Genomic DNA, 25210 nt, shown 5'->3' with positions numbered 1-25210 from the left:
ACACCTGGTAGACATCAATGAAAGCCCAAGCCCGCCATATCCTGGTGAAAACCAGCGAAGAAGCCGAACAACTCAAGCAGCGCATTGCCAAGGGCGAAGCCTTTGACGTGCTCGCCAAGAAGTACTCCACCTGCCCGTCGGGCAAGCGTGGCGGCGATCTGGGTGAGGTGCGGCCCGGGCAGATGGTGGGGGCCATCGATGCGGTGATCTTCAAGAAGCCGGTGAAGGTGGTGCATGGGCCGATCAAGAGCAAGTTTGGGTATCACCTGGTGCAGGTGTTTTACCGGGACTGAGGGGGTTGGCTTTACACCGCCATCGGGGGCAAGCCCCCTCCCACAGGGGAACGCATTCCAAATGTGGGAGGGGGCTTGCCCCCGATCCGCCACAGGCGGCCATTCACCTCGGTATCAACGCCCCCGGCACCTGAATCACCCGACTCGCCAGCCGATGCCCCGCCAACGCTGCCTCTTGCGGCGACTCACCCTTGAGCCGCCCGGCCAGATACGCCGCACTGAACGAATCCCCCGCCGCCGTGGTGTCCACCACCTTCTCCACCGTTACCGCCGGCACCGCATAGCGCTCCCCCGCGCAACGCATCAAACACGCATCCGCGCCCCGCTTGAGCACCACCTGCGCAATCGCTGGATAGGCCGCAAATACCTGTTCGCTGTCCTCATAACCAAACAACGCGCGCTCGTCATCCTCGGTCAGCAAGGCGATGTCCACTTCAGCCAACACCTTGCGATAAGCCTCACGAGCCGTGTCCACGTCGGCCCATAAGCGTGGCCGGTAGTTGTTATCGAACACCACCTTGCCGCCCCGGCGGCGGGTCTCTACCAGGGTGTCCAGCAAGCGCTCGCGCCCAACCGCACCCAGCACCGCCAGGGTGATGCCGCTGAAATACACCACGTCATACTCCGGCAACGCCGCCAGGATCGGTTCGGCCGCAGGCGTGGTGAAGCAATCGCGTACGGCCGCTTCGTTGCGCCAGTAGAGAAACTTACGCTCGCCATTGGCATCGGTCTGGATGCAATACAAACCCGGCAGGCGTCCGGGCAGGCGCTGGACCATGCCCAGGCCGATGCCCTCGGCTTGCCACTGTGCGCACATTGAATCGCTGAAACTGTCATCGCCCAGGGCAGTGACGTAGTCGACGCTGCCGATATCACCCAGTTCGCGGCGCAGGTACACCGCGGTGTTCAGGGTGTCACCGCCGAAGCTCTGGTGCAGGCTGCCGTCGGCGCGGTGTTGCAGTTCGATCATGCATTCGCCGATAAGGGCGATGCGCGGTTTAGTGGTCATGGCTGCTGTCTCGGTGGGGCTGATGGCCTCATCGGGGGCAAGCCCCCCACAGGGGAACGCATTCCAAATGTGGGAGGGGGCTTGCCCCCGATAGGCGCGACGCGGTCTAGAAACACGTACGCAGGGACTCGATCACCCGCAACTGCTCATCCACCAGGCAACCCACCTGCCACTTGTCGAAGGTCAGGCATGGGTGGGACGTACCAAACGAAATGATGTCGCCAATGCGCAGGTCAACCCCCGGCGCCACGGTCATGAACGCATGCTGGTCCATCACGGCGGTCACCTGGCACGCGCTCACATCATCGCCCTCGGCCGGCACGATCCCGGCCTTGTAGCGCTTGAGCGGTACCGGCAGACCGGCGTCGTAGGCCACGTCGCGCTTGCCCAGGGCGATCACCGCAAAGCCCGGTTCCGGCAACGATTGCACATGGGCCCAGACTTCCAGCGCCGGGCGCAAGCCTTCGTCGAGGTCGCTGCGACGCTCAAGCACACAGCATTGCGCTTGCTTGTAGATACCATGGTCGTGGGCCACGTAGCTGCCTGGGCGCAGCACGCTGAGGAAGCGCCCGGCGGCATTCTGTTGCTCGAAGGATTCGGCGATCAGGTCATACCAGGCCGAACCCGAGGCTGTGACGATGGGTTTGGGCAGGTCAAAAAAGCCGTTGTCCTGCAGGTCCACTGCCAGTCGCACGAGGCTGGCGGCGAATTCACGGATGCCGCTGATGGCGTGCTCGCCGTGGATCACCCCTTCGTAGCCTTCGATACCGGTCAGGGCCAGCGCAGGTTGAGCCTTGATCGCCTTGGCCAATTCGCGCACTTGCTGCTCGCTGCGGCAGCCGCAGCGACCACCGACTACACCGTACTCGATCATCACGTTCAGGCGCAGGCCACGGGCGGCGAAGAACAGGCCCAGGTCAGCGACGTTGTCCGGGTGATCGACCATGCAATGAAAGTCAAAATCCTGATCGGCCAGCAGGTCGGCAATCAACGCCATGTTCGGCGCCCCCACCAACTGGTTGGCCATCAGCACGCGACGCACGCCACCGGCGTAGGCCGCGCGGGTCTGCACGGCGTTGGCCAGGGTGATGCCCCACGCACCCGCAGCGACCTGACGCTGGAACAGCGCCGGCATCATGCTGGTCTTGCCGTGGGGCGCCAACTGCGCGCCGCTGGCACTGACGAATGCCTGCATCCAGCGGATGTTGTGTTCCAGTGCCTCGCGGTGCAGCACCAGGGCCGGCAGGCTCACGTCGCGGACCAGATGGGCGCCAATGGCGGCGGCGCCTTTTTCAACGGCATTGAAGGCAGACATGGGAAATTCCTATTCGGTGATGCGCCGGGCCAGGTTGTTGGCGCTGTCGATCAGCACCCGGCGATAGTCATGGTAGTTTTTGCTCGCATCAGCCCGGGGGGCAACGATGCACAGCGTTGCAATGCTGGTGCCCTGCGCGTCGCGCACCGGGGCGGCAAAGCAGTGGGTAAAGGTGTCGGCCACGCTGTCGAAGGAGAAGAACCCGTCGAGGGTGGCCTGGCGGATCTGTGCCAGGAAGGTCTCCAGGGGCAGGCGCAGGCCATCGGGCAGGATGAAATCGTCGGGGTCGATCAGGTCGATGATCTGCTGGTCGCTCAAATGCCCCAGCAACAGGCGCCCGGAAGCGGTCCAGGGGATCGGCGCGTTTTCACCGATATCCGACGAAATACGGAAATGCCGCTGGCCTTCGCGCATCAGCGCTACCGTGTACTTGCGCCCGTTGAGCAGGCACATCTGCGCGGTTTCGTGGGTCTTGCTGACGATCTCCTGCAAGGCGTGGTCGGCCTCGCGCGTCAGGTCGAAGTGGCGCAGGTGCGCCTGGCCGAGGAAGTACAGCTGGCGCCCGAGGTAGACGTGACCGTCCTTGCCCACGGTTTCCAGGATGCGGCGCTCGAGCAGCGAGGCGACCAGTTCATAGACCGTGGACTTGGGGCTGCCGATGCCGCTGGCGATATCATTCGGGCGCAGCGGCTGGCCGATTTCCTTGAGAAAATCGAGAATATCGAACGCACGGTCCAGGCCTTTGGCGCGGCGTTTGATGGTGTCTTCGGTCATGGCGGTTCCGGTCCGGTCGAAGTTGATGTGTGCGACAAAGTTCTCCTGTGGGAGGGGGCTTGCCCCCGACTGCAGTGTGTCAGTCCTTACAGCTGTTACTGATACACCGCTATCGGGGGCAAGCCCCCTCCCACATTGGAGCAGCTGTGGTGTAGAGAATGGGGCCAATTTAGCCCTTTTTCTTGTAGGCCACGCAATCGATCTCGACCTTGCAATCGACCATCATGTTCGCCTGCACGCACGCCCGCGCCGGGGCGTGTTCGGCCGTGAAGTATTCGCCGAACACCTTGTTGAAACTCCAGAAGTCCCGTGGGTCTTCCAGCCACACGCCGACACGCACCACGTCTTTCAATTCGTAGCCGGCCTCTTCAAGGATCGCCACCACGTTGCGCATGGTTTGGCGAGTTTGCTCGATGATGCCGCCAGTGATGATTTCGCCGTCCACCGCAGGCACCTGGCCTGAGACGTACAACCAGCCGTCCGCTTCCACTGCGCGGGCGAAGGGACGTGGCTGGCCGCCGCCGGCAGTACTACCGGCACCGTAACGAGTAATGCTCATAAAATAGCTCCTTGATTAAAAACGAATGTTCTTGAGAAATTCCGCCAGGCGCGGCGACTGCGGGCGTTCGAAAATATCCTTGGCGCTGCCCTGCTCTTCAATGCGCCCCTGGTTCATGAAAACGATCTTGTCCGACACTTCGTAGGCAAAGCGCATTTCGTGGGTGACCAGCAACATGGTCATGCCCTCCTCCGCCAGCCCCTTGATCACGCTGAGCACTTCGCCTACCAGTTCCGGGTCGAGGGCCGAGGTCACTTCGTCGAACAGCATCAGGCTGGGGTTCATGGCAATCGCCCGTGCAATCGCCACGCGCTGTTGCTGGCCGCCGGACAACTGACCGGGAAAGTGATTGCGACGCTCCAGAAGTCCCACGCGGTCGAGCCATTTTTCCGCAAGCGACACGGCCTCGTCCTTAGGCATTTTCTTAACTTTCAACAACCCCAGGGTCACGTTCTGCAAGGCGGTCAAATGCGGGAACAGGTTGAATTGCTGGAACGCCATGCCGGTCATTGCGCGGTGTTGGGCGATCACGCGCTCGGGATGACGCACGCGCTTGCCGGCCACGTCGCTGTAACCGATGGACTCGCCGTCCAGGGTAATCTGCCCGCCCTGGAATTCTTCCAGCAGGTTGACGCAACGCAACAGCGTGGTCTTGCCCGAGCCGCTGGAGCCGATCAGGGTCACCACGTTGCCGCGCTGCAGGCTCAGGTCGACACCCTTGAGCACTTCCACTGCCCCGTATTGCTTGCGCAGGCCACGAATATTCAGCAGCGGTTCGGTTGTTTGACGTTGATTCATGGCAAGGCCACCCGCTTTTCTATGTAGCGCCCGAATAATTCAATGGCGTAGTTGATGACAAAGAACATGAAGCCTGCGAACAGGTAGAACTCCAGGGTCATGAAGGTGCGTGCGATGACTTGCTGGGTGCTCAGCAGCAACTCAGCCACGCCGATGACCGAGAGCAGGGTCGAGGCCTTGACGATTTCCGTGGAGGAATTGACCCACGTCGGCAGGATCTGCCGCAGCGCCTGGGGCAACAGCACGTAGCCCAGGGACTGGTAGAACGTCAGGCCAATCGCCTTGCCTGCTTCCAGTTGCCCACGGGGAATGGCCTGCAGCGCACCGCGCACGATTTCCGCGACGTGGGAGCCACAAAACAGCGTGAGCCCGACCGCGCCGGCCTGGAACGCGCTGATCTGCCAGCCGAGCGCCGGCAGCATGTAGAAACACGCCAACACCAGTACAAACACCGGCGTGCCGCGAATCAGGTCGACATACAGACGCAATGGCGCACGCATCCAGAACGTGCCGTAAGTGAGCACCATCCCGGCGCAGATACCGATCAGGGTGCCGAAAAATATTGCCAGCGCCGAGCAATAGATACTGGTCTGAAACCCTGCCCACAGCGTCTCCCGGGCGATCCACAATTCATGCAGCCAACTGGGGGATTCGTACATGGAAACCCTCCTTAACGACGAATCGCCAGACGCTGTTCCAGGTAACGGAGCAGCATGGCAATGAGGTAACAGGCGGCCACGTAGAGCGCGGTCGTGACCAGCCAGGTTTCAATCACCCGGTAGCTTTCGACGTTGATCTTGCGGGCGTAATAGGTCAGCTCCGGCACCGCAATCGCAGCGGCCAGGGACGTGTCCTTGAACAGCGAGATAAAGTTGTTCGACAGCGCCGGCAGCACGTTGCGCAGCATCACCGGCACGGTGATATAGGCGCGGATACGCCACTCACCCAGGCCAATCGCCAAGCCGGCTTCGCGCAGGCCCTTGGGAATGTTCAGCAGCCCGGCACGGAACACCTCGGTCAGATAGGCCCCGGCATACAGCGACAGGGTAATGATGAACGAAGGAATTTTATCCAGGCGAATGCCCAGCGACGGCAAGGCGAAATAGATCAACAGGATCAACACCAGGATCGGCGTGTTGCGCACCACCGTCACGTACACCGAAGCAAAGATACGCAACGCGCGGTGCCTGGACAGCATGGCAAACGCCATCAGCAGGCCGATCACGCAGCCGATGGCGATCGACAGCAAGGCCAACTGCAGGCCCAGGCCGAGGCCCGCCAGCAAGGTGTCGAAATCACGCCATACGGCGGCAAAGTTCAACTGATAGTTCATGGTCGACAGTACCTGAGTGGGGCGCCGTCAAGCGCGCCCCGATTGTTGCGGATCACTTGAATTCCACAGGAAAACCAATCGCCGGCTCCGGCAGGTCAACGCCGAACCATTGCTTGAACGAGGCCTTGTAGGTGGGGAATTCGACCCCGGTCATGGCTTCATGCAGCGCGGTATTGACGAAGTTCAGCCAGTCCTGGTCGCCACGCTTGACCGCGCACGCATAGGTCTGCGGGCTCCAGGCGTAGGTCGGGCTGCGGTAGCGGCCAGGGTTTTGCACCATCAGGTATTTGACCGAGGACTGGTCGGTGGCGGCGGCATCGGCGCGACCGGAGTTCACGGCCTGGTACATCAGGTCGACGCTGTCGTACTGGTCGACCTTGGCCTTGGGCAGCGCCTGATGCACCAATTGCTCGGCATACACGTTCTGCAGCACGGCCACGGTGACGTCATCGCCCGCGGCCTGCAGGTCCTCGATTTGCTTGTACTGGCTGGTGTTGGGCAGCAGCAGGCCGACGCCTTCGCGGTAATACGGCAGGGTGAAGGCCACTTGCTGCGCACGGCTGGCGGTGACGGTGATGAACTGGCAACTCATGTCGACCTTGTCGGTCAGCAGATTGGGAATCCGCGCGTCGGACGACTGCACCACGAACTCGACCTTGCTCGGGTCATTGAACAACCCCTTGGCCACGATGCGGCCAATGTCGATATCGAACCCCTGCAACTTGCCATCCGCTCCCTGGAAGTGCCACGGCGCATTGGTACTGCCTGTACCCACGATCAGATGCCCGCGCTTGAGCACGTCGTCGAGCTTGCTGTCCGCCGCCTGCGCGAGGCTGACAACGCACGCCGATGCGGCGAAGAGAAAAACACACGCTTTGAACACGGAAGGTCGGTGATGCATGACAAGCACTCCAGGAGATGTGTATTCCGCTGTACCGGAACTTGGTATGTAACAACGGAATAGACAGCAGAAAGTGTGCCACAGGGACTGAAGGAAAAATATGCCGGAGAGAAAATCCTTAAGGATCAGCAAGATAGTTATTGAGGAGCACGGCGGCGTTGCGCCATCACCCCAGCGCTCTGCTACTCAATGCCCCACAACGGTGTTACTGCGCACCAACCTTGTACGGTTGGGCTAACCTGTAGAGCGAACAAGCCCCTGCACGGAGGGACCCCGGATGAAATTGAAGCTTGGCCTGTTAATGCTGTGTTACCTGATGGCCGGCAACGCCCTGGCCAGCAACGACCGCCGCGACTGCAAGGAACAACTGCGCAAACTCAAGGAGGCCTTCGACACCAACTACACCAGCCAGAATCACCATGCCTACCGTGAGGCCAAGGCATCTCGTGACAATGAGGAATACCGCAAGTGCGCCAGCCAGGCGCGCAAGGCCCGGGAACGCCTGGAGCGTCAGCCGGACCTGTGAAGGTTGACAGTAGACACCGATGCACTACCGGCCTAGCGTTGGCAAAAACGCTGGCCGAGAGGGAAGTCAAATGGGTATCGCAAAGGACGCTATTGCAACCAACGAGCAGTATCAGTTGATCGTCAGATCCGCTCCAATCGTATTCATCCTGTTTGTTTCAGAGACCTGCCCTGGATGCGGCCCCGCCGCCGAGCGCTTTGAAGCGGTTGCACGGCGTTACAAGACGGTGAAATGCCTGGTGGTCGATATCGCAAAAACCCCCACATTGCCGGGGGTGAGAGCGACACCCACCCTTGTCCCCCACGTCAATGGCAAGGTCGAGGAGTTCATCGAAGGGTTTGGCCCCCAGGCAACCCAGGAGCAAACCCTTGAAGGCATATTCAGGCGCTATGCCCTGAAAGAGGCTCAAGGCATACCTGCGTCACCCGGCGCTCACGCACCGCAGCCACCGTCAACCGCCAACCTTCATGTTCCAGGTGATCACCTACCACAGGCAGGCGATCAAGCAGGCTCATGACCAGCCCGGCCAGGGTCTGGTAATCCTCGGTAGCGGCCGCCTTGAAGCCGGTGCGTCGGCGGACCTGATCGAGGTTCAACGCGCCATCGGCACGATACCCCGCGCCGTCCTCGACGATATCCGGCCCTTCGATCTCGCTGGCGTCCGGCAGCTCACCCGCGATGGATTCGAGGATATCGGTCATGCTCAACACGCCCATGAAGTCACCGAACTCGTTGATCACAAAGGCGATATGCGTGGATTCCTGGCGCATTTGCTCCAGTGCATTGAGGATCGAAAAGCGCTCCAGCAGGTTGATCGCACGACGCGCCAAATGCTCCAGATTCGGCTCGTTGCCGGCCAGGTATTCCTTGAGCAATTCCTTTTTGTGCACGAAGCCCAGGGGCTCATCGACCGCACCGTTACGGATCAACGGCAGCCGCGAGTAGGAGGAGTGCATCAGTTTCAGGCGAATGCTCTCGGGATCGTCCGCCAGATCGATACAGTCGACCTTGGCCCGTGGCGTCATCAATGTGCGGATCGGTCGTTCAGCCAGTTGCAGCACACCGCTGATCATCACGCGCTCGCGTCGATCGAACAACGGGCCCTGCGCAGCATCCGGCTCGCCCAGCAGGTCAGCCACCTCCTCACCGACCTCTTCCACCGCCAGGGTGCGACCGCCAAGCAGGCGCATCACCGCGTGGGCGGTCCGTTCACGCACCGGTAATACGCCTTGCGCCGACTTCTTGCGCCGCGAGCGAGCGATCTGGTTGAACACTTCAATCAGGATCGAGAAGCCGATCGCCGCGTACAGGTAGCCTTTGGGAATATGAAAGCCCAGGCCTTCGGCAGTCAGCGCGAAGCCGATCATCATCAAAAAGCCCAGGCACAGCATGATCACCGTCGGGTGGGCGTTGACGAAACGGGTCAGCGGCTTGCTCGCCACGATCATCAGGCCGATGGACACGATCACCGCGATCATCATCACCGCCAGCTCATCGACCATGCCCACGGCGGTAATCACCGCATCCAGGGAGAACACCGCGTCGAGCACGACGATCTGCGCCACGATCGGCCAGAACATCGCATAGGTCACGTTGCCCTTGTGCTGGGCGACATGCCCTTCCAGGCGTTCATGCAGTTCCATGGTGGCCTTGAACAACAGGAACACACCGCCAAACAGCATGATCAGGTCACGCCCGGAGAAACTCTTGTCGAACACCTCGAACAGCGGCTGGGTCAGCGTCACCAGCCAGGAAATACTCGCCAGCAGGCCCAGGCGCATCAGCAGGGCCAGGGACAAACCGATCAACCGCGCGCGGTCGCGCTGTTCAGGCGGCAACTTGTCCGCGAGGATCGCGATAAACACCAGGTTGTCGATGCCCAGTACCAGTTCCAGCACAATCAAGGTCGCAAGGCCGAGCCAGGCCGTTGGATCCGCTAACCATTCCATCTAGGGGTTCTCTGTATTCAAGGGGTTCAGAATGCCGGACACGGCAAAACGCGGTCATTGGACCGGGACAAGGTTAGTCGACGAAATACGGGGTGTATGAGCGGGAACAACGACAGCGGGTGTCTTGGGGAAAGACGACTGGGGGGCTCCGAGAGGCTGTTCATGCAAGTCCTGAAATAACGAAAGGGCTTGAATCCTACAGCCCAAATACAAATTTCCCACAGGGCAAAACTATTACAAAACCTGTCCCCTGACTTATATAAAACCAATGTGGGAGGGGGCTTGCCCCCGATGGCTGTGTGCCAGTCAACATATAAGCCGGCTGGCACACCGCTATCGGGGGCAAGCCCCCTCCCACATTGGTCCCCATTCCAGATTGGTCTCCAGTCCACATCTGGAAGGGTGTTGAGTCAGGCTTTTCGGGTGGCGTCGTCCAATGCCAGGATGGTATGTGCATTGGTCACCGTCGTCGCCAGGGTATTGATCACCCCCGAGCGCAACGCGCCCAAGGTCGCCGCCGCCTTGGTGTTCTCACTGGCAATCGCCACCACGTCCGGGATGCGAAACAGCTCCTGCACCGTCAACCCGATCACCCGCCCCTGGATGGCGTTGACCGCCGGCTGGCCGTGAATATCGATAAAGTCATAGCCCATCATGTCGCCCACCGTGCCGGACAAGCGGGCCTGGGCGATTTCCTGCGGCGAAAACCAGCCCATGCGCACCATGTTGCTGTTCTCGCTCATGTCGCCGATGCCGATCAAGGCAATGTCGGCGCGGCGCGCACGGTCCAGGGTCGAGCGCACCGTGTCGTTATTGATCAAGACGCCGCGCAGTTCCGGGTTGGCCACCAGCGCCGGGGCGTACAGGCTCTCACTTTCACCCCCAAAGCGCAGGGCCAGGCGCCGGCAGATGTGGTCGGGGTTCATGTACTCGCCAGCCTTGAGCGAACCGCCGATGGCGCAGACAAAGGTGCAGTTGCGCGTCACCGGCAGAAACACGTTATCGGCCACTGCGCCGACATTACGCCCCATGCCCACGGCGACGATCATGCCGTCGCCCAGGGTTTTGTTCAGGTAATTGGCGACCAGGCTGGCGACGGCCGAGCGCTGGGTGTCGGCGTCGCTGTGGTCGACGGCGATCAAGGCACGGTCGAGCTTGAAGCGCTCCACCAGCGCCCGCTCCAGCTCGTTGTTCATCGCCGGGTGCTGCAACACGCGCACCTCGACAATGCCCTCATCCCGCGCGCGCTTGAGCAAACGGCTGACCTTGGCCCGCGACAGGTCGAAGCGCTTGGCGATGGCCTCCTGAGTGACGTTCTCAAGGTAATAGAGCATCGCCACTTCGGTCATCTGATCGATATCACTGGCCATGCGCTGGGTACTGTCACTCATGGGGACGGGCTTCCGTTTCGGCGTCAAAGGCGCATTCTCCCGGCTCTTGCCCCGCGCCGTCCACTATTGATGCCCATCGCGCTCGATCGCATTGATGCGCTCGACCTTGGCCCCCGAACGCGCGGCCTCGAACTCCGACGCCAGGAACGCGGTGACGATGCTTTTGGCCAGTTCCGCGCCGATTACCCGCGCACCGATGGACAGGATCTGCGCATCGTTGCTCTTGCGTGCGCGCTCCGCCGAGTAAGTGTCGTGAGCCTGGGCCGCCCGGATCCCGAGCACTTTGTTGGCCGAAATCGCCATGCCGATCCCGGTGCCGCAGACCAGCACGCCGAGGCGCTGCTGCCCGGCGGTGATGGCGCTGGCCACGGCCAGGGCGATGTCCGGGTAAAGCACGGGCGCAGTGGAATGCGTGCCGAAATCGGTCAGCGGGTATCCCAGCGCCTCGATATGGCGCTTCAACAGCTCCTTGAGCTCAAAACCCGCTTCATCGCATCCGATAGCCACCGGGAAAGGTGTGTTCATGGCGTCTGGCTCCGCTGCCGTTACTGCTGTTACGACTGATCATTTGATCATTCAGTGAAATTTTATTCAGACATTTCTCGTGCATAAGCCTGATTCTGTCAAGCGAGTTTTTACTGGCCTCCCAGTCAAAGCCCCATAAAGCGCGAATAAAAGCACTCGAGATGAGAATCATCACTTTTAAGTGAAAGGGATTGACTGATCAGAATTTCATTTGATACACATATGATCACAGCGAAACATGACTGTGCGACCTAATAAGAATTCACAGCACGAGGACACGCCGATGGCCACGCCATTACTGCTCCAGGCTGAACACGTCGCCAAGGCTTACGCCGGGGTACCTGCCCTGCGTGACGGGCGCCTCTCCTTGCGGGCCGGCAGCGTACACGCCCTGTGTGGCGGCAATGGCGCAGGCAAATCGACATTTCTGAGCATCCTGATGGGCATCACCCCGCGCGATGCCGGCAGCATTCTGCTCAACGGCGCAGCGGTGCAGTTCAACCGCCCGAGCGAGGCCCTGGCGGCGGGGATCGCGATGATCACCCAGGAGCTGGAACCCATTCCCTACATGACCGTCGCCGAAAATATCTGGCTGGGCCGCGAACCGCGCCGCGCTGGATGCATCGTCGATAGCAAAACCCTCAACCGGCGTACCCGCGAGCTGCTCGAAGGCCTGGAATTCGACGTCGACCCCACCAGCCCCATGCACCGCTTGAGCGTGGCGCAGATCCAACTGGTGGAGATCGCCAAGGCGTTCAGCCATGACTGCCAGGTGATGATCATGGACGAACCCACCTCGGCCATCGGCGAGCGTGAGGCAGACACCCTGTTCAAGGCCATTCGCCGCCTCACCGCGCGTGGCGCGGGCATCGTGTACGTGTCGCACCGCCTGAGTGAACTGGCGCAGATCGCCGATGACTACAGCATCTTTCGCGATGGCGCCTTTGTGGAAAGCGGGCGCATGGCCGATATCGACCGCAACCACCTGGTGCGCGGCATCGTCGGCCAGGAGCTGACGCGCATCGACCACAAGGTCGGCCGTGAATGCACCGCCACCACCTGCCTGCAAGTCGACAACCTGAGCCGCAGCGGCGAGTTCCACGACATCAGCCTGCAACTGCGCCAGGGCGAAATCCTCGGCATCTACGGCCTGATGGGGTCGGGGCGCAGTGAGTTCCTCAACTGCATCTATGGGCTGACCACGCCGCACTCGGGCAGCGTCACCCTGCACGGCAAGCCCCTGCCCATCGGGCTGCCCAAAGCGACCATCAACGCCGGCATGTCGTTGGTCACCGAAGACCGCAAGGACAGTGGCCTGGTACTCACTGGCAGCATTGTTTCCAACATTGCGCTGGCGGCCTACAAGCGCTTGTCGAACTGGTCACTGATCAACGCGCGCAAGGAAACCCAATTGGCTGAGGACATGGTCAAGCGCCTGCAGATCAAGACCACTTCCCTGGACCTGCCGGTGGCGTCCATGAGCGGCGGCAACCAGCAGAAAGTCGTGCTCGCCAAATGCATGTCCACGCAACCGGTGTGCCTGCTCTGCGATGAACCCACGCGGGGCATCGACGAAGGCGCCAAGCAAGAGATCTACCACCTGCTCGATCAGTTCGTGCGCGCCGGGGGCGCTGCCATTGTGGTGTCATCGGAAGCCCCGGAACTGCTGCACCTGAGCGATCGCATCGCCGTCTTCAAGGGCGGCCGCCTGGTCACTGTCAGCAGCGACACCGCCCTTTCCCAGGAAGCCTTGTTGAGTCTTGCCTCATGAATGCCAAAACGATCGTTGCGCCCGTTACCGCCGCGCCGCGCAGCCGACTGCGCCTGTCCCTCGACCGCTTCGGCCTGCCGCTGGTGTTTATCCTGCTGTGCGTGGCGATGGCGTTTTCCAGTGAATACTTCATGACCTGGCGCAACTGGATGGACATCCTGCGCCAGACCTCCATCAATGGCATCCTGGCCGTGGGCATGACCTATGTGATCCTGACCAAGGGTATCGACCTCTCGGTGGGCTCGATCCTCGCGTTTGCCGGGTTGTGCAGCGCGATGGTCGCGACCCAGGGCTATGGCCTGCTGGCGGCGGTCAGCGCGGGAATGTTCGCCGGCGCGATGCTCGGCGTGGTCAACGGCTTCATGGTCGCCAACCTGTCGATCCCGCCGTTCGTGGCCACCCTGGGCATGCTCAGCATCGCGCGCGGCATGACCTTCATTCTCAATGACGGCAGCCCCATCACCGACCTGCCCGACGCCTACCTGGCGCTGGGCATCGGCAAGATCGGCCCGATAGGCGTGCCGATCATCATCTTCGCGGTGGTCGCGCTGATCTTCTGGATGGTGCTGCGCTACACCACCTACGGCCGCTATGTGTACGCGGTGGGTGGCAATGAAAAGAGCGCACGCACCTCCGGTATCGGCGTGCGCAAGGTGATGTTCTCGGTGTACGTGGTCTCCGGCCTGCTCGCGGGATTGGCCGGCGTGGTGCTGTCGGCGCGTACCACCTCCGCCCTGCCCCAGGCCGGGGTTTCCTATGAGCTGGACGCGATTGCCGCCGTGGTGATCGGCGGCACCAGTTTGTCGGGCGGCACCGGCAGCATCGTCGGCACGCTGTTTGGCGCGCTGTTGATCGGCGTGATCAACAACGGCCTGAACCTGCTCGGCGTGTCCTCCTATTACCAGCAGGTCGCCAAGGGCCTGATCATCGTGTTCGCAGTGCTGATTGACGTGTGGCGCAAGAAAAAACGCTGAAGAACGACCAATAACAATAACTGGAGTTCGACTTATGAAACTGGGTATCACTTTGGCCGCTGCGGCGACCCTCACCCTGCTGGCCAGCAGTATCGCCCTGGCCGCCGATGGCAAGACCTACAAGATCGGCGCCGCCGTCTACGGCCTCAAGGGCCAGTTCATGCAGAACTGGGTCCGCGAGCTCAAGGAGCATCCTGCGGTCAAGGACGGCACCGTGCAATTGACCGTGTTCGACGGCAACTACGACGCACTGACCCAGAACAACCAGATTGAAAACATGGTGACCCAGCGCTACGACGCCATCCTGTTCGTGCCCATCGATACCAAGGCCGGCGTCGGCACGGTCAAGGCGGCCATGAGCAACGACGTGGTGGTCATCGCCTCCAACACGAAAGTTGCCGACGCCAACGTGCCGTATGTGGGTAACGACGATGTGGAGGGTGGCCGCCTGCAGGCCCAGGCCATGGTCGACAAGCTCAACGGCAAGGGCAATGTGGTGATCATCCAGGGGCCCATCGGCCAATCGGCACAGATCGACCGTGAAAAAGGCGAACTGGAAGTGCTGGGCAAACACCCGGACATCAAGATCATCGAGAAGAAAACCGCCAACTGGGACCGCGCCCAGGCACTGGCCCTGACTGAGGATTGGCTGAACGCTCATCCCAAGGGCATCAATGGCGTGATCGCACAGAACGACGACATGGCCCTCGGCGCGGTGCAGGCTCTGAAGTCCCATGGCCTCACGTCCAAGGACGTGCCCGTGACCTCCATCGACGGCATGCCGGATGCGATCCAGGCGGCGAAAAAAGATGAAGTCACCACCTTCCTCCAGGACGCCCAGGCCCAGTCTCAGGGCGCGTTGGACGTGGCGTTGCGCGCATTGGCCGGCAAGGACTACACGCCGCAGTCGGTGATCTGGGAGCGCTATGCCAAGGACGTGAAATGGGGGGATGGCAGTGACAAGAACTACATCCTGCCGTGGGTGCCGGTGACCCATGCGAATGCCGATGCGCTGTACAAGCAGGTCAGCGGCGCCAAGTAGTCACTGACTTGAAATAGGGTCAACGGTGGGAGGGGGCTTGCTCCCGAAAGCGGTGTAACAGTGATAGATCAGGTGACTGACACACTGCCATCGGGGGCAAGCCCCCTCCCACACTGGATCTGCATCGCTTTGAAAAGAGGAGTCACTCATGTCTGGTTTCTGGAACCAAGCCTTCGACCTCAGCGGCCGTTGCGCCGTGATCACTGGTGGCGCCGCCGGTATCGGCCTGGCCTGCGCCACCCTGCTGGCGGAGCGCGGCGCCCGGGTGGCCTTGCTCGACCGCGATCCGGCAGTGGTTGACGTTGCCGCCCGTCTCGGCGACGGGCACCTGGGCATTGCCGTCGACCTCGGTCGGGTCGACCGCATACAACCTACCATCGACCACGTATTCGAACACTTTCAACGTCTGGATTACCTGGTCAACAGTGCCGGCGTGGTGTTGCTGGACAAGGCCATCGAGGTCAGCGAAAGCGCCTGGGACACCACCCTGGATATCAACCTCAAGGCCAGCTTCTTCGTCGCCCAGGCCTGCGCCCGTCACATGCTGGCCCAGAGCAGCGGGCGTATCGTCAACCTCGCCTCCCAGGCCGCCGTCATCGGCCTGGACCGCCACGTTGCGTACTGCGCGAGCAAGGCGGCCATTGTCGGCATGACCAAGGTGCTCGCCATGGAGTGGGCACCGCAGATCAACGTCAATGCCATCTCCCCCACCATCGTCGAAACCGCGCTGGGCAAGAAAGCCTGGGCCGGCGAGGTCGGTGAGCGGGCCAAACGGCAAATCCCGGCAGGCCGCTTTGCCCAGCCCGAGGAAATCGCCGGACTGGCGCTGTACCTGCTCAGCGATGCCGCACAGATGATCACCGGCGCGAACATGGTGATCGACGGCGGCTACAGCATTCAATAATTCATCTTGATGTCGTGAGGTTATGTCATGTCCACCGTTACCGAACGCAGCCCCGAACACCATGCCCCGGTCATTCCGAAAACCATGCAGGCCGTGGTGTGCCATGGCCCGGAAGACTATCGCCTGGAAACCGTCGACGTTCCCACACCGGGGCCGGATGAAATTCTCACCAAGGTCGAGCTGTGCGGCATCTGCATGGGCGACATCAAGACCTATCGCGGCGCGCCGTCGTTCTGGGGCGATGCCGAGCAACCGCGCTACGTGAAACCGCCGATGATTCCCGGGCATGAGTTCGTGTGCCGCGTAGTTGCCCTGGGCCCCGGCGCGGAAAAACGCGGCGTGGCGGTCGGTGACCGGGTGATTTCCGAGCAGATCGTGCCGTGCTGGGGCTGCCGGTTCTGTAACCACGGACAATACTGGATGTGCCAGAAGCACGACCTCTATGGTTTCCAGAACAATGTGCAGGGTGCCATGGCCCAGTACATGATCTTCACCAAGGAAGGCATCATCCATAAAGTGCCGGAATCCATCGCACCGGATGAAGCGATCCTAATCGAACCCCTGGCGTGCTCGCTGCACGCGGCAGAACGCGCCGATGTCGACCACGACGACATTGTGGTAGTCGCCGGCGCCGGCACCCTGGGCCTGGGCATCATCGGCGCGGTGCGGTTGCGCAACCCGAAAAAGCTCATCGTGCTGGACATGAAGCCCGAGCGCGCCGCCCTGGCCTTGCGCATGGGCGCCGACGAAGTGTGGAACCCGGGCGAGGTCGACGTGCTGGCGAACATCCGCGAGATCACCGATGGCTACGGCTGCGACATCTATATCGAAGCCACCGGGCACCACAAGGCGGTGAACCAGGGCCTGGCGATGCTGCGCAAATTGGGGCGTTTCGTTGAGTTCAGTGTGTTCAATGATGAAGCCACGGTGGACTGGTCGATCATCGGCGACCGCAAGGAACTCGACATTCTCGGCTCGCACCTGGGGCCGTACATGTACCCGCGCGCCATCGACTTTATCGGCAACCGCAAGATCGACATGCGCGATGTGGTGACCCATACATTTGCCCTGGCTGACTTCAAGGAAGCGTTTGCGGTGATGGAGCGCGGTGATAAATCGCTCAAAGTGGTACTGCAACCTTAAATTCGCGAGGGGCTTGCCCTGATTGTAGGAGCGAGCTTGCTCGCGAAAAACTCACAGGCACCGCGTTCATTCAGGAAGCACGCGTTATCGTTGACGTTTTTCGCGAGCAAGCTCGCTCCTACCAAAAAGCCTTGAATGAGTGGCCATTGGGGCTTGCCCCCTCCCACATTAGATGTGTGGTGAACCAATAAAAAAACAGGAACCCGCGTTATGAATCGAGTCATCAACGATCCGGACCAAGTGGTCGAAGACATGCTGCGCGGCATCCTGGTCGCGCACCCCGAGCTGCGTCAGTACGAAACCAACCCACGGGTCATCGTCAAGGCCAAGCCCTCGGCGCAGGGCCGGGTCGGGATCGTCACCGGCGGCGGCTCAGGCCATGAACCGGCCTTCCTCGGTTACGTCGGCCCGGGGCTGGTGGATGCGGTGGCGGTCGGCGAGATTTTTTCCTCGCCCACCGCCAAGAGTTTTTTCGACGCCTTGCGCGCCGCCGACCATGGCGCGGGCGTGGCCTGCCTGTACGGCAACTATGCGGGCGACAACATGAATGTGAAGCTGGCGATGAAAATGGCCGCCAGCAAAGACATGCGTGTCCGCACCGTGGTCGCCAATGACGACGTCGCCTCCGCCTCCCGGGCAGACATCGCCAAGCGGCGCGGCGTGGCCGGGGAAATCTTCATGTGGAAGATCGGCGGCGCCGCGGCGGCCCGGCATTACGACCTGGACGGGGTGATTCGCGTCGCGCAGAAAGCCGTCGACAACTGCCGCTCGATTGGCATCGGCCTCACGCCGTGCACCATCGCCGCCGTGGGCAAGCCGAACTTCCAGATCCCCGACGGCCAGATGGAGCTGGGTATCGGCCACCATGGCGAACCGGGCATCGAAGTGATTCCCATCGAGTCCGCTCAAGCCATGGCCGAACGCATGCTCGCCCCCATCCTCGAAGATCGCGATTTCAGCCAGGATGACAGCGTGGTGGTGCTGGTCTCAGGCCTCGGCGCCACGCCGGTGATGGAGCTGTACGTGTTCTACGCCGAGGTGCAAAGCCAGCTCGAAGCCAAGGGCTTGAAGATTCACCGTTGCTATGTCGGCAACTACTTCACCTCCCTGGAAATGATGGGTGTGACCCTGACCCTGCTCGGCCTGGATGCCGAGTTGACAACACTGATCGACCAACCCTGCCGTTCCATCGGCATGACCCAGGCGGAGTGAACCATGAGCGAGCATTTTTCCACCCACGACGGCGGCGCCCTCGTCGCCGACCTGGTCAGCGTGATCGTGGCCAACCGTGAATACCTCAGCGAAATCGACGGCGCGATTGGCGACGGCGATCACGGCATCAACATGGCCAAAGGCTTCGCCCACTGCGGGCGGGCGCTCGAAGGTCGCCAACTGACCCTGGCCGAAGCCCTGGATGAATTGACCCTGAGCCTGATGGAAGGCATTGGCGGTTCGATGGGGCCGTTGTATGGCAGCCTGTTTATCGGCATGGCCGATGAGGTACGCGCCAGTGAAGACATCGACGCCGCCACCTTCGCCCGCCTGCTGCGCGGTGGCCTGACCTCGTTGCAGGACATCACTGAGGCAGGAGTGGGTGACAAGTGTCTGATGGACACGCTGATTCCGGCGGTGGAGGCCTTCGCGCGGGCGCATGCTGATGGAGCTTCGTTCAGCCATGCACTGCAAGCAATGAAAAGCGCTGCTTCGCAGGGGCGCGACTCGACCAGGGACCTGGTAGCGAAGATCGGCCGGGCCAGCCGTCTGGGTGAGCGTTCGCTGGGGGTCCTGGATGCGGGGGCCGTGTCGTGCTGCCTGATACTCACGCGACTGGCGGACTCCATCCAGGCCCGACTGAGCTGACCGGCAATGCGGGAGGGGCTCGCCTCTCCCGCAGGCCTGTCGGCTTGCCCGTCAGCGCATCGCCTCCTCCAGGCTGCTGATGAACACGGCACTGTCGATAATGCCGTCGTGGTCAGTCTCGATCATCACCGAACGCTCGATGCGCCCCTGGCCGATCACGCTCGCCATCTGCTGCTCGATCAGTGCCTTGAAGCGCCCTGCCCGGCTCATGGACGCCCACCAGCAACTGACTGGCGCCTTGATCGGCTTGAAGTCGGCCGCGACCATCCGTTCGCTCAACGCGCGGTCGACGTCCCAGGCAATCTGCGCTTCGTTGCCGTGCAGCAGTTGCTCCTTGATGGCCGTAAAGGTTTCGCCCAATGCCTGCTCAGCCCAGCTCACGAACCCTTGCCATTGACCCATTTCATCCTCGGCATCGCGCTGGCATTGCTCCCAGGCACGCTGTATCGCCTCGGCGAACTCAGGGAACATCACGCCCAATAACGCGGCGCGGCGCTCGTTGGCCGAAACCTCACGATCTTCCCCCACGTCCACCGCATCCCAGTAGGGCGTGACCCACTGCGGCGGCGCGGCGTCGATCCATCCCACACACTCCACCTCACGCCCCGCCTGCTCCAGGCCGTGCGCCACTTCCATCGCCAGGTTGCCGCCCAACGACCAACCTGCCAGGCGGAACGCCCCCTGGGGCTGGGCCATGAGCAATTGTGCGGTGTAATCCTCGACCATCACTTGCCACTGCGGCACTGCCGCGCCCTCCTCGGCCAATGCTCGGCACATCACCCCCAATACCGGGCGCTGCTCGCGCAGGGCCAGGGCAATCGCGGTGTAGCAATGCACCGAGCCAAAGCTTGGGTGGAACAGGAACAACGGCGTGCCTTCGGTCTGCTGGTTGAGCCTGACGATCAACGACGCTCGGTTATCGCCCTGCAAGCAGCGGACCTGCCCCGCCACGGTCGGATTGAGCATCAGCTGGCTGACCGACAAGTTCACGCCGCTGACCTTGCGGATGCGCTCCTTGAGCATCAGTACCCGCAACGAATGGCCACCCAGTTCGAAGAAATTGTCGTGCAGCCCCACGCGTTCCACGTCGAGCACCTCGCTCCAGATCGCCGCGACCTGCTGCTCGATTTCGCTGCGGGGTGCCTGGTACTGCCCGGTGCCGTGGGCCTGCGGCTTGGGCAATGCCTTGCGATCCAGCTTGCCGTTCGGACTCAGCGGCATCTGCTCCACTACCACCCACTGCGCCGGCACCATATAGTCCGGCAACTGTGCGGCCAGGTGCGCAACCAGCGCGGCTTTCCAATCGTCCTGCGGCTGTTGCAGCACCAGGTAGCCCACCAGGTGGGTGCCGTCGACCGCGAGCACTGCCGCTTCACGGATGCTGCTGTGTTCCAGCAGGCGCGCTTCGATCTCACCCAGTTCGATGCGCAGCCCGCGCAGTTTGACCTGGTGGTCGATGCGCCCGGCGTATTCAATCACGCCATCGTCGCGATAACGTGCCAGGTCGCCGGTGCGATACAAGCGCGCGCCGCTGCCGAACGGATCGGTGACAAAGCGCTCGGCGGTCAGCGCGGGGCGACGGTGATAACCCCGCGCCAGCCCGATCCCGCCCAGATACAACTCACCCAACACGCCGACCGGCGCCGGTTCCAGGTTGGCGTCCAGCACATAGCACGAAAGGTTGGCGATCGGCCGGCCAATCGGCACGGCGTCGCGGCCTTCTTCGACGCAGGTCCAGTGGGTCACGTCGATAGCCGCTTCGGTCGGGCCATACAAGTTGTACAACCCGGCGCCGGGCAGCTTGGCGAAGACCTGCTGCTGGGCGTCGGCGGGCAGCGCTTCGCCGCTGCAGACAATGCGTTGCAGGCTCTGGCACGAGGCCACATCTGCGTCTTGCAGGAAGGCTTGCAGCATGGACGGCACAAAATGCAGCGTGGTGATGCGTTGCGCGTTGATCAGGCTGACCAGCCGCGCCGGGTCACGATGGTCGCCCGGTGCGGCCACCACCAAGCGTGCGCCAGTCATCAATGGCCAGAAGAACTCCCACACCGACACGTCAAAGCTGAACGGCGTTTTCTGCAGCACGCTGTCACGGGCCTCGAGGCCATACGCCTGCTGCATCCAGCACAGCCGGTTGGTCAGCGCACGATGGCGGTTGCCGGCGCCCTTGGGCTGGCCGGTGGAGCCGGAGGTGTAGATCACATAGGCGAGGTTTTCGCCCTGCACGGCGACGTTCGGGTTGTGGGCGCTGAAGGCGTCCGGCGAGGCGTCGCCGCTTTGCAGCACCAGGCATTGCACGCCGGCTGGCACCGGCAGTTGCGCCTGCAGGTGGGCCTGGGTCAACAACAATTGCACAGCACTGTCCTGCAGCATGTAGGCCAGTCGCTCACGCGGGTATTCCGGGTCCAGCGGCACATAGGCACCGCCCGCCTTGAGCACCGCCAACAAGCCCACGACCATTTCGATCGAGCGCTCCAGCGCCAGCCCCACCAGTACGTCCGGGCCGACGCCGGCAGCGATCAGGCGATGGGCCAGGCGGTTGGCCCGGGCGTTCAATTCGGCGTAGCTCAAGGTGTGCCCGGCAAACATCAGCGCCGGGGCCTGCGGCGTGCGCTGCACCTGCGCCTCGATCAACTGATGCACCGCTTGATCCAGCGGATATTCCACGGCAGTGGCGTTCCATGTCTGCACCAGCGTCGCGCGCTCGGCGGCGGCCAGGCTTGGCAATGCGCCGAGGCATTGGGCAGCATCGTCTGCCAATGCCATGAGTAAGTGCTGGAAGTGCTCGGCCAGGCGCTGGATGTGCGCTGCGCTGAAGGCCTCGCGGTCGTAGTTGAACTCCACGCCCAGGCTGTCGCCTATCGCCAGCAGGACCGTCAATGGGTAGTGGGTCTGCTCCAGGCTTTGCACCGCGCCAAAGCGCAGCCCCGACGGCGCGCCCTGCTCCAGGGCCTCGGACACCGGGTAGTTTTCGAAGACCAGGATACTGTCGAACAGTGCTTCGCCGCCCAGCCCGGCCCAGCGCTGGATCTCGAACAACGGCGTGTGTTCCTGCTCACGCAAGCTCAGGTTCTGCTGCTGGACCTGCTGCAGCCACTGACTGACCGACATCTGTGCATCTGGGGTCGCCACCACCGGCAAGGTGTTGATGAACAGGCCGACCTGCTGTTCAATCCCGCGCAATTGCGCCGGACGCCCTGCCACCGTGGCGCCGAACGCCACGGTGGCGTGCCCGGTATGGTGCTGCAGCAGCAACAGCCAGGCGCTTTGCACCAAGGTGTTGAGGGTGACTTTGTTGCGCTGGGCGAACGCTTTGAGGCGCTCGGTCTGCGGCGCGTCAAGACTCAGGCGATGCTCACCGTTAACCGCCAGGGCCGTGTCGTCCTGGACCTGTGCGCCACGCGCCAGGCGCGTGGGTTCCTGCAAGTTGATCAGCTGGTCTTTCCAGAACGCCTGGCTGAGTGCCTTGTCCTGGGCGTGCAGCCACGCGATGTAATCGCGATAACGCCCGGTCGGCGCCGGCAACGGTTCGCCTGCATAGTGTTGCAGGACTTCGCCAAACAACTGCGAACCACTCCAGCCGTCCATCAGGATATGGTGATTGGTGTAGATCACGTGATGGCTCGACGCACCGGTGCGCACCACGGTCAGGCTCAACAGCGGCGCCTGTTCCAGCACAAAGCCCTGGGCTCGTGTCGATTCGGCCAGGCTGTCGAGGCGTTGGATGGCATCGCTGCGGGCCTGCCAATCCAGCTCGACAAACGGCAGGCGCACCTGCTTGTAGACCACCTGCAAGGGCTGCTCCAGCTCGGCCTGCCAGACAAAACCGCTGCGCAGGCTCTCGTGACGCTCGACCGCCGCCTGCCACGCCTGGTGGAAGCGCGGTACATCCAGGCCGTGCACGTCAATGCGCATCTGGTTGATGTAGTCACCCGAGCCTTCGCCATACAGCGACTGGAACAGCATGCCCTGCTGCATGGGCGACAGCGGATACAGGTCTTCGACCTCGGCGGCGTCCAGCGCCAGGTCATCAAGCTGCTGCTGGGTCAGGTTCGCCAGGGGGAAGTCGGAGGGCGTCACGCCCCGGTTGGCCGGTTCACAGCAATGGTCGATCAGCGCCTTGAGTTCCTCGGCGTACTCATCGGCCAGTTGCTGGACAGTCGCTTGCGCGAACATCGCCTGGCTGAAACTCCAATTGAGCTTCAGCTCGCCGCCATACACCTGGCCGTTGATTTCCAGCCAGTTACCCAAGGGCGCGTCCGGGCTTTGCTCGGCACCGCTGGCGTCGCCGGAAGGCGCAAACAGCCCTGGCTGCTCGGCGCTGTCGAAGCTGGCGTCGAACTGCCCCAGGTAGTTGAACGTGATGCGCGGGCGTGGCAACGCGGCCAATGCCTGTTGGGCCTCGGCATCGCCCAGGTAACGCAATGCGCCAAAGCCCAGGCCTTTGTCGGGGACGGCGCGCAGTTGTTCCTTGATCTGTTTGAGGGAGCCGGCCAGGGTGACGGCCGGCAGCAATTTCAACGGGTAAAGGCTGGTGAACCAACCGACGGTGCGGGTCAGGTCGATCTCGTCGAACAGGTCTTCGCGGCCGTGGCCTTCGAGCCTGATCAACATCGCCTCGTCACCGGTCCAGCGCGTGATCACACGGGCCAGGGCGGTCAGCAACAGGTCGTTGATCTGGGTGCGATAGGCGCTCGGCGCGTCCTGCAGCAAGCGACGGGTGTAGACCGGGTCCAGATGCGTACTCACACTCAGCGCCAGGTGGTTGCTCAGGCTGGCCTGCGGGTCGGCGCCGGGCAAACCGGATGGACTGTCGTGCAGTTGCGCCTGCCACCAGGCCAGTTCGTGTTGCAGGGCCTCACTGCGTGCATACGTCTGCAGGCGTTCAGCCCAGGCGCGGGTGGCGCTGGTCTTGGCCGGCAGTTGCACGGCGGCGCCCTGGGCCAGTTGCTGGTAGGTGCTCTGCAGGTCTTCGAGCAGGATGCGCCAGGACACGCCGTCGACCACCAGGTGATGGATGACCAGCAACAAGCGCTGCGACCCGTCGGCCAGTTGCGCCAGCACTGCGCGCAACAAGGGCCCCGCATTCAGGTCGAGGCTGCGCTGGGCTTCTTCGCCCAGGGCTTCAAGTTCCTCGACCGTATTCAAGGTGGTCTGCCACAGCACCTGGTCGGCCTGGTGCAGGTGCGGCCCACGGTAGGCCGCGCTCCAACCCGCCGCCCCCTGCACAAATGTGCTGCGCAAGGCATCGTGGTGCACGATCAGCGCTTCAAGTGCGGCCACCAGCAACGGCACCTGCAAGGGCTCGTGCGGTTGCAACACCACCGATTGGTTCCAGTGGTGACGCTGGGGGATGTCATCGGCAAAGAACGCCTGTTGCACCGGCAACAGCAGCAGCTCGCCGCTCAGTGCCGACTGATCCAGCAGCACTGCGCCCTCGCCTTCCCGGGCGACGGCCGCCAGGCTCTGCACGGTCTGGTGCTGGAACAAGTCCTTGGGCGAAAACCGCACGCCGACCTGACGCGCGCGGCTGACCACCTGGATCGACATGATCGAGTCGCCGCCCAGCTCAAAGAAGTTGTCATGCAAGCCCACTTGCGGCAGGCGCAGCACGTCGGACCAGATCGCGGCGATCTTGCGCTCCAGTTCGCTGTGCGGCGCCACATACACCTGCTGCATCAGGCTCACATCCGGCAACGGCAGGCCCTTGCGGTCGAGCTTGCCGTTGGGGGTCAGCGGCATGCGTTCGAGGAACATCAGGTGCGTGGGCACCATGTAGTCCGGCAAACGGGTTTTCAGGGCGCGGCGCAGGGTTTCGCGGCCGTTGGCCTGGGCGACGGCATCGTCGAGCAGGGCCGGGTCAAGCGGCACCACGTAGGCCACCAACTGCTTGCCGGTCGGGCCTTCCTGGGCCACCACCACGGTTTCGCCGACGCTGTCCTGTTCACGCAGGCGCGCTTCGATTTCGCCCAGCTCGATACGGAATCCACGGATCTTGACCTGATGGTCGACGCGCCCCAGGTAATCCACCACGCCGTCCGGACGCCCACGGGTCAGATCGCCGCTGCGATACACGCGGCTGCCAGGCTTGCCGAACGGGTCCGGCACAAAGCGTTCGGCGGTCAACGCCGGACGCTCCAGGT

21 protein-coding genes and 1 pseudogene are annotated in these 25210 nt (G+C 62.5%); 10 read left to right on the top strand and 12 right to left on the bottom strand.

Annotated features, from left to right (window positions below; all coding sequences use genetic code 11):
• The first annotated feature begins 17 nt into the window (after positions 1–17).
• On the top strand, positions 18–293 hold the full coding sequence (locus CIB54_RS17795; RefSeq protein WP_003174397.1) for a peptidylprolyl isomerase: 276 nt from the start codon (positions 18–20) through the stop codon (positions 291–293).
• Between the two features lie 103 nt (positions 294–396).
• Here the strand turns inward: CIB54_RS17795 and CIB54_RS17790 are convergent, their stop codons facing one another.
• The 8 genes from CIB54_RS17790 to CIB54_RS17755 all read right to left on the bottom strand — a co-directional run bounded on the left by CIB54_RS17790 (position 397) and on the right by CIB54_RS17755 (position 6982).
• Positions 397–1302, bottom strand: a complete 906-nt coding sequence (locus CIB54_RS17790) for a sugar kinase (RefSeq protein WP_101220494.1) — start codon at positions 1300–1302, stop codon at positions 397–399.
• 106 nt (positions 1303–1408) lie between these two features.
• Positions 1409–2617, bottom strand: a complete 1209-nt coding sequence (locus tag CIB54_RS17785; RefSeq protein ID WP_101220493.1) for an amino acid deaminase — start codon at positions 2615–2617, stop codon at positions 1409–1411.
• Positions 2618–2626: 9 nt separating this feature from the next.
• A complete protein-coding gene (locus tag CIB54_RS17780) occupies positions 2627–3391 on the bottom strand; it encodes an IclR family transcriptional regulator (protein WP_065952452.1) in 765 nt (254 codons plus the stop codon).
• A gap of 169 nt (positions 3392–3560) precedes the next feature.
• Positions 3561–3950 carry a RidA family protein gene (locus CIB54_RS17775; protein WP_065952451.1) on the bottom strand — a complete coding sequence of 130 codons (390 nt, stop codon included), beginning with the start codon at positions 3948–3950 and terminating at the stop codon, positions 3561–3563.
• A gap of 15 nt (positions 3951–3965) precedes the next feature.
• Complete coding sequence (locus CIB54_RS17770; protein WP_101220492.1) at positions 3966–4748, bottom strand: amino acid ABC transporter ATP-binding protein; 783 nt, start codon at positions 4746–4748, stop codon at positions 3966–3968.
• Positions 4745–5407, bottom strand: a complete 663-nt coding sequence (locus CIB54_RS17765) for an amino acid ABC transporter permease (RefSeq protein ID WP_101220491.1) — start codon at positions 5405–5407, stop codon at positions 4745–4747. The genes CIB54_RS17770 and CIB54_RS17765 overlap by 4 nt, the downstream gene beginning before the upstream one ends.
• 11 nt (positions 5408–5418) lie before the next feature.
• A complete protein-coding gene (locus CIB54_RS17760) occupies positions 5419–6081 on the bottom strand; it encodes an amino acid ABC transporter permease (protein ID WP_017737242.1) in 663 nt (220 codons plus the stop codon).
• Positions 6082–6133: 52 nt separating this feature from the next.
• Entirely contained in the window at positions 6134–6982 is an 849-nt protein-coding gene (locus tag CIB54_RS17755; protein ID WP_101220490.1) for a transporter substrate-binding domain-containing protein, read from the bottom strand.
• Between the two features lie 277 nt (positions 6983–7259).
• On the opposite strand from CIB54_RS17755, the gene CIB54_RS17750 reads away from it, so the two are divergent.
• Together CIB54_RS17750 and CIB54_RS28015 are read left to right on the top strand one after the other, a co-directional pair.
• Positions 7260–7508, top strand: coding sequence for a hypothetical protein (locus CIB54_RS17750; protein ID WP_065952447.1), 249 nt, complete (start codon positions 7260–7262; stop codon positions 7506–7508).
• Positions 7509–7527: 19 nt separating this feature from the next.
• Positions 7528–7848, top strand: a pseudogene (locus CIB54_RS28015) (thioredoxin family protein); the annotation flags it as partial.
• A 40-nt stretch (positions 7849–7888) separates the two neighbouring features.
• Here the strand turns inward: CIB54_RS28015 and CIB54_RS17740 are convergent.
• The 3 genes from CIB54_RS17740 to rpiB form a co-directional block, all read right to left on the bottom strand.
• The gene (locus CIB54_RS17740; protein ID WP_065952446.1) at positions 7889–9457 is read right to left on the bottom strand and encodes a TerC family protein; all 1569 of its coding nucleotides are present in this window, start codon (positions 9455–9457) and stop codon (positions 7889–7891) included.
• 410 nt (positions 9458–9867) lie between these two features.
• Positions 9868–10848, bottom strand: coding sequence for a sugar-binding transcriptional regulator (locus tag CIB54_RS17735; RefSeq protein ID WP_065952445.1), 981 nt, complete (start codon positions 10846–10848; stop codon positions 9868–9870).
• Between the two features lie 63 nt (positions 10849–10911).
• Positions 10912–11373 (bottom strand): ribose 5-phosphate isomerase B, encoded by a 462-nt coding sequence (gene rpiB, locus CIB54_RS17730; protein WP_065952444.1) that lies wholly within the window; start codon positions 11371–11373, stop codon positions 10912–10914.
• A gap of 283 nt (positions 11374–11656) precedes the next feature.
• Here rpiB and CIB54_RS17725 point away from each other — a divergent pair, with 283 nt between their 5' ends.
• The 7 genes from CIB54_RS17725 (at position 11657) to dhaL (ending at position 19067) form a co-directional block, all read left to right on the top strand.
• Complete coding sequence (locus CIB54_RS17725; protein WP_101220488.1) at positions 11657–13144, top strand: sugar ABC transporter ATP-binding protein; 1488 nt, start codon at positions 11657–11659, stop codon at positions 13142–13144.
• On the top strand, positions 13141–14118 hold the full coding sequence (locus tag CIB54_RS17720; protein WP_065952442.1) for an ABC transporter permease: 978 nt from the start codon (positions 13141–13143) through the stop codon (positions 14116–14118). The genes CIB54_RS17725 and CIB54_RS17720 overlap by 4 nt, the downstream gene beginning before the upstream one ends.
• Before the next feature lie 34 nt (positions 14119–14152).
• Positions 14153–15160 (top strand): substrate-binding domain-containing protein, encoded by a 1008-nt coding sequence (locus CIB54_RS17715; protein ID WP_065952441.1) that lies wholly within the window; start codon positions 14153–14155, stop codon positions 15158–15160.
• 148 nt (positions 15161–15308) lie between these two features.
• The gene (locus tag CIB54_RS17710; RefSeq protein WP_101220487.1) at positions 15309–16064 is read left to right on the top strand and encodes an SDR family oxidoreductase; all 756 of its coding nucleotides are present in this window, start codon (positions 15309–15311) and stop codon (positions 16062–16064) included.
• A gap of 27 nt (positions 16065–16091) precedes the next feature.
• Positions 16092–17207, top strand: coding sequence for an MDR/zinc-dependent alcohol dehydrogenase-like family protein (locus CIB54_RS17705; protein ID WP_065952439.1), 1116 nt, complete (start codon positions 16092–16094; stop codon positions 17205–17207).
• Positions 17208–17417: 210 nt separating this feature from the next.
• Entirely contained in the window at positions 17418–18419 is a 1002-nt protein-coding gene (locus CIB54_RS17700; RefSeq protein ID WP_101220486.1) for a dihydroxyacetone kinase subunit DhaK, read from the top strand.
• A gap of 3 nt (positions 18420–18422) precedes the next feature.
• Positions 18423–19067, top strand: coding sequence for a dihydroxyacetone kinase subunit DhaL (dhaL, locus tag CIB54_RS17695; RefSeq protein WP_101220485.1), 645 nt, complete (start codon positions 18423–18425; stop codon positions 19065–19067).
• 51 nt (positions 19068–19118) lie between these two features.
• Here dhaL and CIB54_RS17690 read toward each other — a convergent pair.
• Positions 19119–25210: non-ribosomal peptide synthetase (locus CIB54_RS17690; protein WP_157829740.1), on the bottom strand; the 6092-nt coding region annotated here is incomplete at its 5' end.

Origin of the sequence: Pseudomonas fluorescens (assembly GCF_002837185.1) — a bacterium.
GTDB classification, from domain to species: Bacteria; Pseudomonadota; Gammaproteobacteria; order Pseudomonadales; family Pseudomonadaceae; genus Aquipseudomonas; species Aquipseudomonas fluorescens_AM.
The sequence above is the reverse complement of the archived record's forward strand: the minus strand, read 5'-3'. Positions and strand labels throughout refer to the sequence as shown.